We start from the raw sequence: 17,092 nt of genomic DNA, 5'->3' as shown, positions 1-17,092 counted from the left end.
ATCAACATTTTGGAGGAGCATCTTTTTATTTACTTTTAAACATTATAACGTTATATTTACTTCTCCCTTTTTTTGTGTTACGCTAAGCGTGTGAAAGAGATATAAAAAATGAAACTTAAATGTAAGCGTATTCTTATGGCTTCTTATAGAAAAGGGTGGAAATACAATGACAGAACGATTCGTACTACGTAATGTGAAACGTGTGAACGGGGAAGAGATTGACATTGTAATTGAAAATAACAAAATCGCACAGGTGACGAAAGCTGGTGCTGGCGAGGGTGGAAAGGTTCTTGATTACTCTGGTACTTACGTATCGAGTGGTTGGATTGATTTGCACGTTCATGCTTTTCCAGAGTTTGATCCGTATGGCGATGAGGTGGATGAAATTGGCGTTAAGCAAGGGGTAACGACAATTGTTGATGCGGGTAGTTGCGGTGCTGATCGCATTGCAGATTTAGTAAAAAGTAGAGAGCAGGCAAAGACAAATTTATTTGCCTTTTTAAATATTTCTCGCATCGGTTTGAAACGAATTGATGAATTATCCAATATGGAATGGATAGATAAAGAGAAAGCGATAGAAGCAGTAGAAAAGTATAAAGATGTAATCGTTGGGTTAAAGGCGAGAATGAGTAAAAGTGTCGTTTGTGATAGTGGAATTGAACCGCTGCATGTAGCGCGCGCTTTATCTCGAGAAACATCATTACCGATTATGGTACATATCGGTTCAGCGCCTCCTCGCATTGAGGAAGTTGTACCTCTTTTAGAAAAAGATGATGTCATTACACATTATTTAAACGGGAAAGAAAATAATTTATTTGATGAAGAAGGTAAACCACTACCTGTGTTACTAGATGCAGTGAATCGCGGTGTGCATTTAGATGTTGGTCACGGTAACGCTAGTTTTTCTTTTAAAGTAGCAGAAGCAGCGAAGCGTTACGGTATTGCCTTTCGTACAATTAGTACAGATATTTACCGGAAGAACCGTATACACGGTCCAGTTTACAGTATGGCTCACGTTCTTTCGAAATTCCTTTACTTAGGTTATCCGCTAGAAGAAGTGATTGATGCGGTTACGAAAAATGCAGCAGAATGGCTTAAGAAACCAGAGCTTGGCCGCATTCAAGAAGGAGATATTGCAAACTTAACTTTATTTACGGTGAAAGATGAGAAGGTTACGTTAATTGATTCAGAAGGGGATCAGCGCATTGCTGAAAGAAGAATTGATACAAAAGGGGTTGTAATTAATGGGTCATTCATTGAATGCTAAGTACGGATTAAAAAGAGTGATTAATGCGAGCGGTAGAATGAGTATTTTAGGTGTATCCGCTCCGGCAAATACAGTGATGGATGCGATGAAACATGGTGGACAAAATTATGTAGAAATTGCTGATTTAGTAGATAAAGCAGGAGACCATATTGCGAGAATTCTAGATTCAGAGGCAGCAGTTGTTGTAAATTCAGCATCAAGCGGAATTGCGCTTTCTATCGCTGGTATCGTTACGGAAGGAAATCGCCGTAAAAGTGAAAGACTTCATCAAGAAGTAATCGCGAAAAACGAAGTGATTATGTTAAAAGGTCATAACGTTCAATACGGTGCACCTGTTGAAACGATGATTTACTTAGGCGGCGGTAAACTCGTTGAAGTTGGCTATGCAAATGAAGGGAAAGCAGAGCATATTGAAGATGCAATTGGTGAAAATACAGCAGCGATTCTGTATGTGAAATCACATCATGCAGTGCAAAAAAATATGATTTCTGTTGAAGAAGCATGGGAAGTTGCGCAGCGAAATAACGTACCGCTTATCGTGGATGCAGCAGCTGAAGGAGATATTCAAAAATATGTGAAGTATTCAGATCTTGCCATTTATAGCGGTTCAAAGGCGATTGAAGGGCCTACTTCTGGTATTGTTGGCGGGAAACGAAAATACATCGAGTGGCTGAAAGTACAATTACATTGCATCGGAAGAAGTATGAAAGTTGGGAAAGAGACGACTTTCGGTTTACTTCAAGCGCTTGATGAGTACGGAGTAAAAGAAGATAAGAGCGAGCAAGAAAAAGAGCTATTACAAGTACTTATGCCGCTAAAAGAATTAAATGGTGTAAATGTAACGATCGTTCAAGATGAAGCAGGAAGAGCAATCTTTAGAGCTCGTATTCATATTAACGAGAAAGAGTTAAACAAATCAGCAAAAGAAGTTGTGACTGCATTACGCGAAGGGGAAATCGCCATTTATACACGTGATTACGGAGTAAGACAAGGATTCTTTGATATTGATCCACGTCCACTTCAAGGTGATGACATACATGTGATTGAAGAAAAATTGAGAGAAATCGTAGGGGGAAACTAAAATGACAAACATTCAAAAACGTTTTTATAAAGGCCACGTAGCATTAAATGTATTAGCAAACAATATAGAAAATGCAAAAGATATTTTTGAAGCAGCAGAAGGTTATGTAGTAGTGGGAGTGTTATCAAAAGACTACCCAACAGTAGAAGAAGCTGTTACAGCTATGAAAGCATACGGAAAAGAAATTGATGACGCTGTATCAATCGGACTAGGCGCAGGAGATAATCGCCAAGCAGCAGTTGTAGCTGAAATTGCGAAGCATTATCCTGGTAGCCATATTAACCAAGTGTTCCCTTCAGTTGGAGCAACGCGAGCAAATCTCGGCGAAAAGGATAGCTGGATTAATAGTTTAGTATCACCAACAGGAAAAGTAGGTTACGTAAATATTTCTACTGGCCCAATTAGTGCGGCTGGAGAAGAAAAAGCAATCGTTCCAATTAAAACAGCGATCGCACTTGTACGTGATATGGGCGGAAATTCATTGAAATACTTCCCGATGAAAGGGCTAGCTCACGAAGAAGAATATCGCGCAGTTGCGAAAGCTTGTGCAGAAGAAGGATTCGCATTAGAGCCAACAGGTGGAATTGATAAAGAAAACTTTGAAACAATTGTACGTATTGCGCTTGAGGCAAATGTAGAGCAAGTTATCCCGCACGTATACTCTTCTATTATTGATAAAGAAACTGGTAATACGAAAGTAGAAGATGTTCGTGAATTATTAGCAGTCGTGAAAAAGCTAGTTGATCAATATGCGTAAGAAAATTGCAGCGTTCGGTGAAGTAATGATGCGCCTGCAAGTACCTGGATATGAATTGTTGTCGCAAGCTAACACGTTAAATTACTCATTTTCAGGTACAGGTGTGAACGTTGTAGCGGCACTTTCTCACTTAGGGCATGAAGGGCTTCTTATTTCAACTTTACCGGAAAATTCGGTTGGAGATGCAGCTGTATCTTACATTCAAAAGTTAGGGATTCAAACTTCTCTTGTTTCAAGAGGTGGTAAATATGTAGGTATGTATTTTTTAGAAAATGGATTCGGTGCACGTGCAAGCCGCGTTACATATTCGAATCGATTAGAAAGTAGCTTCAATACGGCATGTGAAGAAATGTATCAATTTGAAGAAATCGCAAAGGAAATTGATATCGTTCATTTTTGCGGTATTACACTTGCGATGAATGATACTGTGCATCATCATATGAAATCTTTAGCGAGAGCAGTTAAAGAAAACGGAGGAACCGTCGTTTTTGATTGTAATTATCGTCCCTCACTTTGGGGAGAAGACGGATATGAACAGGCAAAACCGCATTATGAAGAAATGCTAGGGCTTGCTAATATCGTTATGATGAATGAAAAAGATGCGATGTTCGTTCTTGGGATGAAAACAGAAGAGACGGAGCGTGAGGCGCAGCTGCTGGATCTCATTCCAAAGGTAGCTGAAACGTATCATATTGCTACAATCGCTGGTACTCATCGCTCTATTAACAGTGATAATACACATTCGCTTCGCGGATTTATATGTAAAGATGGATCGTTCACTTTTGCAAAAACACTTACGTTTTCTGTATATGATAGAATAGGTGCTGGAGATGCTTATACGAGCGGAATTATTCATGGCGAGATAAAAGAGTTCGCACCAGAGAAAGCTGTTTCATTTGCGTCAGCAGCTGGAATGCTAGCACATACAATCGTCGGTGATACGCCAATGTCATCAGAGAAAGATATACTTCGGGCAATGACGGCATCAGTAGGTGATGTAGAAAGGTAGTGGGTGTAACAGTGAACGTAACGAGGAAAAAAGGACCATTATATTTACAAATAAAAAATATTATTCGTGATCGCATATTACATGGTGTATATGCGATTCATACGAATATTCCTTCAGAACCGCAATTAGAGGAAGAGTTCAAAGTTAGCAAGATTACAGTACGAAATGCCATTAAAGAACTCGCTCAAGAAGGATACTTGGAAAAAAAAAGCGGTAAAGGAACGAAAGTAATTCGTAATACTTCGGCGACAAAGTTGTCAAAGGGTAAGAAATTTACAGAAGTGTTAGTGGAAGAAGGATATAAAGTACAGAAGAAATTGCTAAAAGCAGAAGTCGTACATAATGAGGAAGGAACAGTGCCATTTCGATTATTCGGGAAAGAGAGTTTCCGTATCGAACGTTTATATACGTTAAATGATACACCGTACATTCATTATACGCACTATTTCTCAGCAGGAATGGCAAGTACAGATTTATCGGACTTTGATTTACAATCGCTTTATGATTTAGTTGAAGACCGAGGCATACATTTAGAAAACTTCAGAGATGAATTCGCGGTTGGACTTGCGCCTAATTTCGTTGCAGAAGCGCTAGGTGAAAAAGAGGGAACAGCGTTATTAAAACGTATGCGCTATTCTTATGATGAAGTTGGCGAAGTAATTGAATATAGCGAAGGCTACTACAATACAGAAATGCAGCATTATGTAGTGAATTATGACGTATAAAAAGAGGGGATGTTCCCTCTTTTTTTATAAAGTAAAACTTTAATTAGTGGAGGAGGGCATCACCCACTAATTATTAGCCCACACCAATCGGGATAAAAGTAAGGAGAATGAGAGATGGATATATACTTATTAATCGTCACGTTACTTGCGATCACAATTGTTATTTTAGGGGTATCATGGTGGAAATGGCATGCATTTATTAGTTTAACAGTTGCGAGTTTGTTTTTAGCTATTATGTCTGGACTGAACTTAACGAAAATAGTGGCTGCCTATGAAACTGGTGTTGGTAGTGTACTAGGACATTTAGTTGGTATTTTGGCACTTGGAACTATATTAGGGAAAATGATGTCTGATTCAGGGGCAGGCATGCAAGTTGCAGATTTCTTTATTCGATTTTTCGGCGTAAAAAAATTACCTTGGGCTATGTTATTTGCAGGGTTTGTTATAGGGATTCCTGTCTTTTTTGAAGTAGGGATCGTCATTTTATTACCACTTGTTATTTCCATTCGAAAAACGACGAAGCAAAATATATTATTAATTGCGTTACCTGTTATTGCGGGATTATCTATCGTACATGGGCTAGTACCACCACATCCAGGTGCCATGACAGCAATCGGTATTTATAACGCGAACTTAGGAAAGGTACTTTTATATTCATTACTTATCGCGTTACCAACGGCTATTATAGCAGGGCCAATATTTGCAAAGTGGGTACATAAGAGGGTTATACCGGAAAATGAACCGGAGCTTGTTCGAGTTACGACAGTATCAACTGATTTGCCAAGTCGTAAAGTATCATTCTTTATTATTTTATTACCAGTTGTATTGATGATTTTATCAGTAGTTGCACCATATATTTCATTACCGGAAAAGTTAACTGAATTTTTTGTTTTTATAGGGAGTCCAGTAATCGCTTTACTTATTTCATGTTTCGCAGCATTTTATTTACTTGGAATAAGACAAGGAATTAATAAAAAGATAATTAAAAAATTAACGGATGAAAGTTTATTACCGGTCGGCTCCATTATCTTAATTATTGGTGCAGGCGGTGGATTTAAACAAATATTAATTGAAAGCGGCGTTGGAACGGCTATTGCACAAATGGCAGAACATATTTCGTTATCACCAATTGTATTAGCTTTCATGGTAGCTGGATTAATTCGAATTGCAACAGGTTCAGCGACAGTCGCACTAACGACAGCAGCAGGAATTGTTTCACCGGTTATTCAGCACATGTCTGGTGTGAATTTAGAGCTTCTCGTTATTGCAACCGGTGCAGGTTCATTAATGTTTTCTCACGTAAATGATGCAGGCTTCTGGCTTGTAAAAGAGTATTTAGGATTAACGGTGAAGGAAACATTTAAAACGTGGACGGTGCTGGAAACATTGTTGTCATTTATTGCATTCGGTTTTGCCCTTTTGTTGAATATGTTTCTTTAAAAGATACCTGAATAGGTATCTTTTTTTTGATTAAGCCCAATTGCTAAAACAAGCCCGTTTTTAGGTAAGCCAAGCTTCCTATTCGCCCTGAAAACATAATATAAATGGAATCCCCTCATTTAGAACAAGAGGAACTTGTTATGAATGATACTAAAGGAGGAATAGGGTAATGAGCGAAAAGTGTGAACACAGACATGATGATTGTAACCGCAGAAATGGTTGCGGAGGCGGTTTTGCGCTTCTAATCGTATTGTTTATTTTATTAATTATCATCGGTGCTAGCTGCTTCGGCGGAGGCGGCTCTTGTGGATACGGTGGTTACGGCGGTTATGCTGGCGGCTATGGTGGATATTGCTGCTAATTAAAAACTATTGAAAATGGCCTTGTGCAATACGCACAAGGCCATTTTATTCATATTTTTATATGCTGTGATAATTTATTAATGTACAGAGAACGGATTAAGAAGAAGAAAATGATCTCGATAATCCCGAAAAAGGTGAGTACGATACATGTCTCTTTTAGTAAGGAGAAAGAAAACATGCTTTGTAAAAACTTAACCGCAAATAACGTGTGAACACCAGCAACGATGTAAGGAACAAAAAATAAAATTCCTAATTGAATGGTTGCAGAGCGAAACATTTCTAATTCAGTTAAGCCAAGTTTTGTAATCGTAATATACTTTTGTCTTTCAGTTGTTAAGTCATTATACATACGGAAATATAAGACACTAGCCGCACCGATAAAGAAGATAAAACCAAGAAATGCCCAAATAAAGAATTGAGCAACTGCATTTCCTTTACCGTAAATGAGTTCATCCGTAGCCGTATGTATGAAGAAAGGAACTTGAGCGTTCTCTTCTGTATGCTTTTTGTAGAACTCACGTGCATCACCACTAATAACACGTAACATATTTTTGGTTGGAACTATTGCATTTTCCCAGTTTTCTACGAAGTAGTTATAGATTACGGTTGTCTCAATATGAGGAATCATATTATCAAATACATAATCTTGTACGACAGCTAAATGTGGGAATGCAAAGGATGGTTCGATTCCCTTATTAATAAACCCTTTAATATGAAATTCTTTTTTATTAGACCCGAGTGTAATCGTATTTTGCTTTGCAAATGGATTAGATACGAGATCGAGAAGTTCTGGTGAGTGCCGAGAAATAATATAAACTTCTGTAGAATCGATTGTTATTTCCGGTCTTTTCAATTGTTTAGCAATTGCGTTATAATCACTCATCTTCATAAGCATAATATCTTCTTTGGAAGCTGTATCTTTTAATACTGTAAACTTATATTTTTTGTACTGAAAATTACTAGTTGTAAGCTCCGTTTCAATTGTAGAAATATGCTTTTGTTCAAGGGAATTGTCACCTTCTGATGTATAAGTGAAGGGGACGGGATATCGCTCTAGTACTGATGCCTTCGTATTGTTATTAGCGGCGAATAACCCAATAATAATTGTAAATGCAAGTGCAGATAGCATAGAAACGATAAAGAGTACGTTAATATTACTACGGGTACGAGCAACTAAGTCCGAAATCCATAACATATTTATTTGTTTCAAATAAAACTTTCTACGCTTCTTTAAAATATAGATAAAAAGAAGAAATGTTTGTGAAAAGAATAAATATGTCCCGACTACTACGAGCGGTAAAATAGATAACATAATAAAAAAGACAGATCTATTTTGCACATTTTTTTCCGTTACGTAGCCTCGCGGATAACCAGCGATATAATAGCATAGCCCTAAACAAATTAAAGCAAATAAAGAGATGAGTATAGATGGTCTTTTTTCAGCTGGTATTTTCTTGTTCCCTTTAATAAGGTGGGCTGTTTTTCGAGTACGAATAAACATTGGTGTAAACGTAGAAACGATTAAAAATAAAATGATAAACGTTACGGTTGTCACGATAATCGCTTCTGTTGGCCAATATAAATAGAGACCTTTAGCACTTGTTAATTTCGAAGTGACTAATAAGAAAAAGTTAGAAAATACAAGGCCACCTTGAATGCCGATAAAGATAGACAATATCCCGATTATCATATTTTCAGTAAATAACAGTCTTTTTAATTGTCGCTGTGAGATACCGAGAATTGTGAGTATCCCGAATTGCTGCTTCCGTACATTTAAAAATGTTCCAATTGAATATAAGAGAAAGAAGAACGAGAACATAACAATCACAAGCTGTGCTGTACTAGCTAAGTTCATTAGAGGATCACGTTCTTGAAAGTTTTGTACACTCTGTAACCGCGGGTGATACGCGTATACAGTAAATGAAAAGAAAACCATGATAGAAAAGGCACTACTGACAAAGTAGGCGAAATATGCTTTCGAATTACGCGAGACATTTTTAAATGCGAATTGCCAAAATGTCATCCACGTCTTCCTCCTAATAACGCTAGAACATCTAATATTTCTTGATAAAATTTCTCGCGATATAATCCGCGGTGTAGTTCGTTGTAAAGCTCGCCATCTTTAATGAAAATGACGCGGTTACAATAACTTGCTGCAAACGGATCGTGCGTAACCATTAAAATCGTTGCATCTTCTTCTTTATTTAATTTCGTAAATAGCTCCATTACGTCAATTGCTGCTTTTGAATCTAAGTTCCCTGTTGGTTCATCAGCAAGTAGAAGTGAGGGATGATGGATAACAGCACGTGCTACTGCGGTACGCTGTGCTTGTCCTCCAGAAACTTCAAAAATACGTTTGTCCAAAATATGATCAATTCCAAGCTTTTTTGAAATGTTATCAAGCTTTTCATCCATTTCTTTTAATGGAACATTATCTAATGTTAAAGGTAGTACGATATTTTCACCGATTGTTAGTGTATCTAGTAGATTAAAATTTTGGAAAACAAATCCTAACTCTTGGCGGCGGAAAATGGCTAACTTCTCTCTACGAAATGTGTGCGGTTTTTTTCCATTAATAACGACATCACCAGAAGTAGGGGAATCAATTGTAGAAATAACGTTTAAAAACGTAGATTTACCGCTACCAGATGGCCCCATGATAGCAACAAATTCACCTTTATCTACGTGTAAATTTATATTTTTTAAAGCGGTATGAGGTACTTTTCCCTCATACACTTTTGAGACGTTTTTTATGTGTAATACTTCTTCCATAATAATCACCTTTCTATTCTCTAAAACTTAATGTGTTGTGATAATTTTTGCATATAGAAGGAACGAATTAAAAGGAAAAATAGAATTTCAACCGTTCCAAAAATCATAAGTACGACTGTAATCTCAGCGAAAAACGAGAGATGTAATATTTCTTGTAGCATCTTTGTCGCAAACATCGTATGGATCGATGACATAATGTAAGGCACGAAGAAAAGAATCGCAAGCTGAATTGTCGCTGAACGTTTCATTTCAGTCTCAGTTAAGCCAATTTTCGTAATCGTTATATATTTTTCTTGTTCATTTGTTAAATCTGTATACATTCGGAAGTAAAGAACACTGCCAGCACCGATAAAGAAAATAACCCCTAGGAAAGTACCAATTAAGAAGAACGAAGCGACATTTAGTTTTGTTTTATATAGAGAATCGCTCGCTTCACTTGCATGGAACGGTGGATGCTCTGCTTGAATCGCTGCATTGTCGTTATCGATTTTTGTTATAAACGCTGAACCGATATTATGTGCTTTCTCCCAATCTGTAACCTTGAAGTTATATACACTCATTTGTTTGGAAACGGTGGATAAGGCTTCTACATTTTCATCAGATAGTATGAGTACTTGGTATATTAAGCTGTTTGGGAATGGGTTATAACTTTTATATTCTTTCACTTGTAGTTGTAAATTGTTTTGAGTAAGTGTAAGAGTATTTTTCTTGTCTTTATTGTGAAGTGTTCCAATAACTTGATCATCTAAGTCTTTCATAAGGATATAAGATTCATTCTTATTCACCGTGAGTTTTTCCCAATTTAACGCCTTAGCAAGTACATTATAGTCACTTTGTTTAATTGCGTAATAGAGCTGTGTGTTATCTTCAGCTGAAGATACTTCATATATATCTGTTTTAAATTTTGTATAAGTAAAGTGCTCTTCATTAAATTTCTGCTCTAACCAGTTTAAATGTTCATCAGCTAATGTATTTTCAGTATGTGATAAATAAGTAAACGGGAAAGGGTTTTGTCTAATCGCATCAAACTTTGTAAATTTCCCGAATCCATATAAGAATGTAATCATTGTAAAAGCGAGCGTCGATAGCATCGCCACAATAAAGAGCATATTAATATTCGTACGAATGCGTGATGCTAAATCAGAAATCCAAAGCATATTAATTCGTTTCATATAAAACGTTCTTCGCATTTTTAAAATACGAATAAGTAAAAAACTAATTTGTGAAAAGAAAAAGTATGTTCCAGCTGCAATAAGCGATGGGATGACAAATATACTAGAGATGGCATATAAAAGCCCAATGATGTCACCTAGCGACATAAAATACAGCGGATTTGCGGCTAACGCATATCCACATATTAAACACATCGCACCAAATAGAGAGATGAGAACGGATGCTTTTCTTTCTTTTTGTTTTGTTCCTTCTTTTAAAAGACGTACGGCTTTTCTCGTACGAATGAGCATGGGTGTAAAAGATGATACGAGAATGAAGAGCCCAAGAAAGATGATGATAGTTAAAACGATAGCACTTGTAGGCGGATATAAATATAAACCAGGTACGTGTGTAATTTTGGCGGTAACTAATAAAAAGAACTGTGAAAAGACGACTCCAAGTTGAATGCCAAAAAATATAGAAAGAGCACCAATTAACATATTTTCTATAAATATGAGTCGTTTTAATTGTTTTTGAGATATGCCAAGTACTGTTAAAATCCCGAACTGTTTTTTTCGTACTTTTAAAAACGTACCGATTGAATACAGTAAAAAGAAAAATGAAAAGAACACAATGACAACTTCTGAAATTGTCATTAATATGTTCAGAGAATAATTCACGTCTGTCATATGCAATTTAGGATGAAATAAATAAACTGCAAATGAGAAAAAGATTGCGATGGAGAACGCACTGCTTACAAAATAGGCGAAATAAGCTCTGGCGTTCCGCGTCACGTTTTTAAATGCAAACTGCCAAAATGTCATTCACCTAGCCTCCTAATGGGGTGAAGATGAGAAGAGCATAAGAAATACTCTTTTCATCAAGTTTGTTTTAAATATTTTGTCCACTCGTGTACTGTGATAATTTTTGCATATAAAGTGAACGAATAAATAAGAAAAATACGATTTCAACGAATCCAAAAATAATAAGAACGGCTGAAACTTCTTTGAACAGAGATAAACCAATTACATCTTGTAGCATTTTTGTTGCGAACATTGTATGAATGGATGCCATAATGTACGGAATGAAAAATAAAATACTAAGTTGAATGGTTGCAGATCGTTTCATCTCTGTATCTGTTACACCGATTTTAGAAATCGTTATATATTTCTCTTGTTCGTTCGTCAAATCCGTATACATTCTAAAGTAAAGAACGCTACCAGCTCCAATGAAGAAGATAACTCCTAAAAATGTCCCGATTAAGAAGAATGCGGCACTACCAGATGTTATTTTGTATAACGATCCTGCTGATTCAAAGGATCGAATAAGAGGTCCTTCATACTGGGATTTATTTCGATCTTTTTGCACCTTTTCTATAAAATTATCAGCAATTTCATATGTCTGTTCCCAGTTTTGAATTTTGTAATTGTATGCTGATATATGTTTTACGGTGTTAGGTAAGTTATTTACGATAATATCAGGCAACACTATCGTTTGATATGAAAAGTCAGATGGGATTGCGTTTACATGCTCATAGCCTTTCACTCGTAATTTCGTATTTGTACTAGAGAGTGTAATGTAATCTCTTTTGTAGCTTTGCTCAAATTCGTTGAATATGGTGATATAAGATGTCCCTGTTAGCACATATGCTTCGTTATCATCCATAAATAGTTGTTTCATTCGTAAAGAATCTGCAAGTTTGTTATAGTCACTTTGCTTAATTGCGTATACGTCATTATAAATGGCTATATCTTTATCTTCTTTTAGTGGTGTTTCATATATATCAGCTTCTATTTTTTGATAAGGGAAATGCTCTTTTTGTAATTGTTGCTCAAGCCAATTTAAATGCTCTGTAACAAAAGGGTTCGCATCATAAGAAAAATAAGAAATTGGAAAAGGAGAAGTTCTATTAACTTCTAGCTTAATAAATTTCCCGAATCCATATAGAAACGTAATCATTGTGAAAGCGATCGTAGATAGCATCGCTACAATAAAAAGCATATTAATATTCGTTCGAATACGGCTCGCTAAATCCGAAATCCAAAGCATATTAATCCGTTTCATATAAAACTTCCTTCTTTTCTTTAAAATATAAATCAGTAAGAAACTAATTTGTGAAAAGAAGAAATATGTTCCGATTGTAACAAGCATTGGGATAACGAAAATACTTGAAACCATATATATAACACCGATTTGCGGGCTTACTGATACGAAATATTTAGGATTTCCAGCTAACGCATAACCACCAAATAAACAAATCGCACCAAATAATGAAACAAGTATGGAGGGTTTTCTTTCTTTTTGTTTTCCACCATTTGTTTTTAAAAGGTGTACCGCTTTTTTTGTACGAATAAGCATTGGTGTGAATGCAGATACAATGATAAAAAGACTAAGGAAAACAATGGTTGTTAAAATAAACGCGTTAGTAGGACCGTATAAATATATTCCTGGAACATGCGTAAGTTTGGATGTTACTAATAAGAAAAATTGAGAAAAAACAACTCCAAACTGCATGCCGAAAAAGATAGATAAAATCCCGATTAACATATTCTCCATAAAAACAAGACGATGTAATTGTTTTCTCGATATTCCTAAAATGGTCAAAATACCAAATTGTTTTTTTCTAACTTTAAAAAAAGTACCAATAGAATATAGTAAAAAGAAGAAAGAGAAAAATACAATTACTACTTCTGAAAATATCATTAATCCTGAAATTTCAGAGGTCATGCTAAAATTTTGTAATTTCGGATGAAACAAATAAACAGCAAATGAAAAGAACACAGCAATGGAAAAGGAACTACTTACAAAGTAAGCAAAATAAGCTCTTGAATTACGCGTTACATTTTTAAATGCAAATTGCCAAAATGTCATAGATTATACCTCCGGCTAGAAGATATAGAAGTAGTTGTATTGCAAAAAATGTATGAGATTGAGTTCTCATACATTTTGCTTGCATATGTTACGATCATGCTTCGGTCACCTTCTCCGTATGTTCTGCTTGATTATTTGCAGCGTTGTGGAAGATGATTTTAATCGTCGTTCCTTTACCAACTTCAGAATCTAGTTTGACAGAGTGACCTAAATAATCACAAATTTTACTTACAATATAAAGTCCCATACCAGTAGATTCTCCGAATGCGCGACCGTTTTTCCCAGTGTAAAACGGTTCAAATACTCTTCGAATATCTTCTTGCGGAATACCAACACCTTCATCACGAACTTCTAAAATAATATCTTTTCCGTTTCGATAAGCAGATAAGAAAACTTTCTTTCCGCGTTCACCAGAGTAACGAACAGCATTTGTCATTAACTGATAGATGATAAATTTTAGCCATTTCGCATCAGAAGCAACTTTTAAATCAGAATGGACTTCTAAAACAGGGAAGACACCATTACGAATGAATAGTTCTTTTAATCCGTTAATATTTTTTGTTACCGTATCTTTTAATGAAATCGTCTCGACATGGAAATCTTCATGGAAGTTATTTAACCTAGCCATGTATAAAGCCATATCAAGCCCTTGGTTTAGACGCTCTAATTCTTTTTTAAACTTTGGAATTAAATGCTCGTCTTCCATTTCTAGCACCATAAGCTGCATAACAGAAACAGGTGTCTTCATTTGATGTACCCAATGGTTAATAAATAATTGATGTTCTTGTTGTTTTACTTCATACGATTGTAGTTCTTTTTGGAAGAGGCGGTACTGCGTACGCACGAGTTCATTGACACCGTGAGGCATCGGAGCAGTCGCTCTTTCAATAAACGCATCTTCCATTTTTTCTGGTTGCTCACTTAATCTATGGTACATTCTACGATTGCGAACGTAACGATAAGCGAGGAAACAAATAAATAAGTATAAACTTAAAACAACGAAGTAAAATTTATTGTTTTGAAATCCATCTACTGCATCATAAAGAACGAAGATGATACCGAAGTTTAATACGTACAGTAGGAAAAATGCAAAATGATCACGTAAAAATAGCTTCATGCTTATTCACTCCAAGTTGCGTTAAAGCGATATCCAAGTCCACGTACTGTTTCAATAGAGTTCTCAATACCAAGCTCATTAAACTTTTTACGAAGACGCGTAATGTTTACGTTCAATGTATTTTCCTCAACGAAACTTTCATCATCCCAAAGCGCAGCTAATAAATCTTCACGGCTCGCTGTACGAGGGAATTTTGATAATAACATTTCTGCTAAAATAGCTTCTTTCTTCGTTAAAAGAACTTGTTCAGATCCAAAATGAATTTCTGGACGTTCTGGAAATAGTTTTAACCCTTCTACTTCAACGATACGTTCAGAAATATTTGGTGCATAATCACCGTAAATACGGCGTAATTGTCCTTTGATTTTCGCCATTACAACGTCGTAGTGGAACGGCTTTGTAATGTAATCATCCGCACCGCTTTCAATCGCCATAATTTGTTCCATCTCACCAGCACGCGCTGAAATGAAAATAATTGGACAAGTAGATTCATGACGAATTTGACGGCACCAGTAGAAACCATCGAATTTCGGTAAGTTTACATCAAGTAAAACAAGATGTGGTTTCACAGCGTTAAACGATTCCATAATATCATCGAAATTCTCCGCTACAACAGCCTCATAACCGTACTTCTGAATGTGAGATTGCAGTAATGATGAAATATTTGGATCGTCTTCAACGATTAAAATTTTATACATATGTATATTCCTCCTCAAAAAAAACAATTGTAGCTATAGTGTATCATGTGTTTCAAGTCTTTTCATTATGTTGAAAGATAAGCTAGTAAACAGTATAGGTTAAAAGTTAGAAAAGTAAAAAGTATTATAGGAATAATTCAATATATTTTCCTTTTAAATATATGAATGAATAAAAAGTATTATATTTTTTATGAAATTTGGAACTTTATTTTGCTTACCGTCCAATATATAGTGAGAACATCGTTAAGGAGGGGGCACTACTTGGCAAGTAATGAAGATATACATATTTGGATAGAGCGTTTACTAAAAGGTGACGAGGAGGCTTTTGAATTTATATTTAACTTAACGAGTCAGAGAGTCTATGAAACCGTCTTTGCTATAGTTAAAAATCGGCATGATACAAATGAAATCGTAAATGAAATCTACTTTCAACTTTGGAAATCTATTTCAACATATGATCAATCTAGACCGTTTCTATTTTGGTTGAATGGAATTGTTTACAAACAGATTAGTCAATGGAGAAAACACATATGGAAGAGGCTGCGCTTATTTGAAAAACAACAACTAAGTGATGAGACAGTTGTAGAAGTTCCAGAAAAAGTATTATTAAGAAAAGAAACAGAAGAGCTGCTTTCCTTTTTAACCTGCGTAATCTTTAGATTTTATTCAATATAGAGTAATTGGCGTAGGGTACAAAATAAAAAGGGGCGTATAGATAATTGACAATTAACTAAAATCATTTTAACATTTAGATAAATATCTAAATGTCTAATTAATGAGGGGAAGAAAGACATTGAATCAAGCATTCAAAGCATTAGCAGATCCAACAAGGCGAAAAATTTTAGATTTATTAAAAGAAGGCGATCTAACCGCTGGTGAGATCGCTGAACATTTCAATATGACAAAACCAAGTATTTCACACCACTTAAACGCACTTAAAAATGCTGAACTTATTCAAGATGAAAAGAAAGGGCAATTCGTTGTGTACTCTTTAAACACAACGGTCTTTCAAGATTTGTTGACTTGGGTGTTTACATTTACGAATAAGGGGGAAGAGGGGAAATGAAAAAACATCTTTTTGCAATCTTATTAATCGTTATAACTTGTTTAGCTTGGGCGTTTGCTTGGCCGCATTTGCCGGATACAATTGCGACACATTGGAGCGGCGGTAAGGTAGATGGCTATTCGTCTAAATTTTACGGAATGGTTTCTATGGTCGGAATTATGATTGCATTATATATATTTCTAAATGTGATACCAAAGATTGATCCAAGGAAAGCAAATTACGAGAAATTTTCTAAAGCCTTTATGATGATGAATAATGGGGTACTATTGCTACTATTTGTAGGAAATATAGATATTATTACAAGTGGATTAGGATATAACTTATTCATTAATCGGGTGCCTGAATTATTAGTTGGTGTTTTATTTTTAGTAATGGGTAATTATTTACCACAGTGTAAGCCAAACTTTTTTGTCGGGATGCGTAATCCATGGACGTTAAGTAATGAAGAAGTATGGCGGAAAACACATCGGTTTAGCGGAAAAGTATTTGTGGCGTTAGGAGTTATTATGATTATAAGTGTTTTCGCTCCGGCTGATTGGAGAACTTATATAATGATTGGGATTATAGTAGTTGCTGTCATTATAACGAATTTATATTCTTACGTTTTGTATAAAAAAGAAATACAAATGTGAGTTATATTAGTCAAATTTTATATTTATAGTTTCTATGTGTTAAGGGATTTTAATACTCAGTGGGAATAATGAAAAGCTCACTGAGTAAATTTTTCGTTTTAAGGTCTGAAAATTCAATCGAAAAGGTGATTTGGGGGGGATTT

The 17,092-nt window shown here is 35.6% G+C and carries 16 protein-coding genes; 10 read left to right on the top strand and 6 right to left on the bottom strand.

Translation table 11 applies throughout. The features are described from left to right. Positions 1 to 166 precede the first annotated feature (166 nt). The 7 genes from MR167_RS17605 (at position 167) to MR167_RS17575 (ending at position 6,640) form a co-directional block, all read left to right on the top strand. On the top strand, positions 167 to 1,267 hold the full coding sequence (locus MR167_RS17605; protein ID WP_000139936.1) for an amidohydrolase/deacetylase family metallohydrolase: 1,101 nt from the start codon (positions 167 to 169) through the stop codon (positions 1,265 to 1,267). After that, positions 1,245 to 2,348, top strand: a complete 1,104-nt coding sequence (locus tag MR167_RS17600; protein WP_000510079.1) for a DgaE family pyridoxal phosphate-dependent ammonia lyase — start codon at positions 1,245 to 1,247, stop codon at positions 2,346 to 2,348. Before MR167_RS17605 ends, MR167_RS17600 begins: the two co-directional genes overlap by 23 nt. A gap of 1 nt (position 2,349) precedes the next feature. Next, positions 2,350 to 3,105 carry a 2-dehydro-3-deoxy-phosphogluconate aldolase gene (gene dagF / locus MR167_RS17595; RefSeq protein WP_000181897.1) on the top strand — a complete coding sequence of 252 codons (756 nt, stop codon included), beginning with the start codon at positions 2,350 to 2,352 and terminating at the stop codon, positions 3,103 to 3,105. Beyond that, on the top strand, positions 3,098 to 4,114 hold the full coding sequence (locus tag MR167_RS17590) for a sugar kinase (RefSeq protein ID WP_086397182.1): 1,017 nt from the start codon (positions 3,098 to 3,100) through the stop codon (positions 4,112 to 4,114). Before dagF ends, MR167_RS17590 begins: the two co-directional genes overlap by 8 nt. After that, positions 4,114 to 4,839 carry a GntR family transcriptional regulator gene (locus MR167_RS17585; RefSeq protein WP_242315140.1) on the top strand — a complete coding sequence of 242 codons (726 nt, stop codon included), beginning with the start codon at positions 4,114 to 4,116 and terminating at the stop codon, positions 4,837 to 4,839. The genes MR167_RS17590 and MR167_RS17585 overlap by 1 nt, the downstream gene beginning before the upstream one ends. Before the next feature lie 114 nt (positions 4,840 to 4,953). Next, positions 4,954 to 6,279, top strand: a complete 1,326-nt coding sequence (gntP, locus tag MR167_RS17580) for a gluconate permease GntP (protein ID WP_000356190.1) — start codon at positions 4,954 to 4,956, stop codon at positions 6,277 to 6,279. A 169-nt stretch (positions 6,280 to 6,448) separates the two neighbouring features. Next, the gene (locus MR167_RS17575) at positions 6,449 to 6,640 is read left to right on the top strand and encodes a YjcZ family sporulation protein (RefSeq protein WP_001290406.1); all 192 of its coding nucleotides are present in this window, start codon (positions 6,449 to 6,451) and stop codon (positions 6,638 to 6,640) included. Positions 6,641 to 6,690: 50 nt separating this feature from the next. Here MR167_RS17575 and MR167_RS17570 read toward each other — a convergent pair whose 3' ends face one another. The 6 genes from MR167_RS17570 to MR167_RS17545 all read right to left on the bottom strand — a co-directional run bounded on the left by MR167_RS17570 (position 6,691) and on the right by MR167_RS17545 (position 15,251). Continuing rightward, on the bottom strand, positions 6,691 to 8,664 hold the full coding sequence (locus MR167_RS17570) for an FtsX-like permease family protein (RefSeq protein ID WP_242315138.1): 1,974 nt from the start codon (positions 8,662 to 8,664) through the stop codon (positions 6,691 to 6,693). After that, a complete protein-coding gene (locus MR167_RS17565) occupies positions 8,661 to 9,413 on the bottom strand; it encodes an ABC transporter ATP-binding protein (protein ID WP_000393250.1) in 753 nt (250 codons plus the stop codon). The genes MR167_RS17570 and MR167_RS17565 overlap by 4 nt, the downstream gene beginning before the upstream one ends. A 20-nt stretch (positions 9,414 to 9,433) precedes the next feature. After that, the gene (locus tag MR167_RS17560) at positions 9,434 to 11,389 is read right to left on the bottom strand and encodes an FtsX-like permease family protein (RefSeq protein ID WP_000145001.1); all 1,956 of its coding nucleotides are present in this window, start codon (positions 11,387 to 11,389) and stop codon (positions 9,434 to 9,436) included. Positions 11,390 to 11,456: 67 nt separating this feature from the next. Beyond that, positions 11,457 to 13,436 (bottom strand): ABC transporter permease, encoded by a 1,980-nt coding sequence (locus MR167_RS17555; protein ID WP_242315136.1) that lies wholly within the window; start codon positions 13,434 to 13,436, stop codon positions 11,457 to 11,459. A 94-nt stretch (positions 13,437 to 13,530) separates the two neighbouring features. Then, complete coding sequence (locus tag MR167_RS17550; protein WP_000765341.1) at positions 13,531 to 14,553, bottom strand: sensor histidine kinase; 1,023 nt, start codon at positions 14,551 to 14,553, stop codon at positions 13,531 to 13,533. 2 nt (positions 14,554 to 14,555) lie between these two features. Then, the gene (locus MR167_RS17545) at positions 14,556 to 15,251 is read right to left on the bottom strand and encodes a response regulator transcription factor (RefSeq protein WP_000276738.1); all 696 of its coding nucleotides are present in this window, start codon (positions 15,249 to 15,251) and stop codon (positions 14,556 to 14,558) included. A gap of 261 nt (positions 15,252 to 15,512) precedes the next feature. On the opposite strand from MR167_RS17545, the gene MR167_RS17540 reads away from it, so the two are divergent. From MR167_RS17540 to MR167_RS17530, 3 genes are all read left to right on the top strand, one after another. Next, positions 15,513 to 15,926 (top strand): sigma factor, encoded by a 414-nt coding sequence (locus MR167_RS17540; protein ID WP_000157858.1) that lies wholly within the window; start codon positions 15,513 to 15,515, stop codon positions 15,924 to 15,926. A gap of 118 nt (positions 15,927 to 16,044) precedes the next feature. Further along, positions 16,045 to 16,317 (top strand): autorepressor SdpR family transcription factor, encoded by a 273-nt coding sequence (locus MR167_RS17535; RefSeq protein ID WP_001070526.1) that lies wholly within the window; start codon positions 16,045 to 16,047, stop codon positions 16,315 to 16,317. Next, on the top strand, positions 16,314 to 16,949 hold the full coding sequence (locus tag MR167_RS17530; RefSeq protein ID WP_106082369.1) for an SdpI family protein: 636 nt from the start codon (positions 16,314 to 16,316) through the stop codon (positions 16,947 to 16,949). Before MR167_RS17535 ends, MR167_RS17530 begins: the two co-directional genes overlap by 4 nt. Positions 16,950 to 17,092 lie beyond the last annotated feature (143 nt).

It is taken from the genome of Bacillus cereus group sp. BfR-BA-01355 (assembly GCF_022663675.1).
In the GTDB taxonomy this organism is placed as follows: Bacteria; Bacillota; Bacilli; order Bacillales; family Bacillaceae_G; genus Bacillus_A; species Bacillus_A thuringiensis_S.
Note: the sequence above shows the minus strand (reverse complement) of the source record. Positions and strands in the feature narration are given on the sequence as shown.

Excerpts from the sequence above, each read along its gene's own strand:
- MR167_RS17560 (WP_000145001.1), bottom strand. The coding sequence starts at position 11,389 with ATGACATTTTGGCAGTTTGCATTTAAAAACGTGACGCGGAACGCCAGA.
- MR167_RS17545 (WP_000276738.1), bottom strand. The coding sequence starts at position 15,251 with ATGTATAAAATTTTAATCGTTGAAGACGATCCAAATATTTCATCATTA.
- MR167_RS17605 (WP_000139936.1), top strand. The coding sequence starts at position 167 with ATGACAGAACGATTCGTACTACGTAATGTGAAACGTGTGAACGGGGAA.
- dagF (WP_000181897.1), top strand. The coding sequence starts at position 2,350 with ATGACAAACATTCAAAAACGTTTTTATAAAGGCCACGTAGCATTAAAT.
- MR167_RS17600 (WP_000510079.1), top strand. The coding sequence starts at position 1,245 with ATGGGTCATTCATTGAATGCTAAGTACGGATTAAAAAGAGTGATTAAT.
- gntP (WP_000356190.1), top strand. The coding sequence starts at position 4,954 with ATGGATATATACTTATTAATCGTCACGTTACTTGCGATCACAATTGTT.
- MR167_RS17575 (WP_001290406.1), top strand. The coding sequence starts at position 6,449 with ATGAGCGAAAAGTGTGAACACAGACATGATGATTGTAACCGCAGAAAT.
- MR167_RS17555 (WP_242315136.1), bottom strand. The coding sequence starts at position 13,436 with ATGACATTTTGGCAATTTGCATTTAAAAATGTAACGCGTAATTCAAGA.
- MR167_RS17550 (WP_000765341.1), bottom strand. The coding sequence starts at position 14,553 with ATGAAGCTATTTTTACGTGATCATTTTGCATTTTTCCTACTGTACGTA.
- MR167_RS17590 (WP_086397182.1), top strand. The coding sequence starts at position 3,098 with ATGCGTAAGAAAATTGCAGCGTTCGGTGAAGTAATGATGCGCCTGCAA.
- MR167_RS17570 (WP_242315138.1), bottom strand. The coding sequence starts at position 8,664 with ATGACATTTTGGCAATTCGCATTTAAAAATGTCTCGCGTAATTCGAAA.
- MR167_RS17530 (WP_106082369.1), top strand. The coding sequence starts at position 16,314 with ATGAAAAAACATCTTTTTGCAATCTTATTAATCGTTATAACTTGTTTA.
- MR167_RS17565 (WP_000393250.1), bottom strand. The coding sequence starts at position 9,413 with ATGGAAGAAGTATTACACATAAAAAACGTCTCAAAAGTGTATGAGGGA.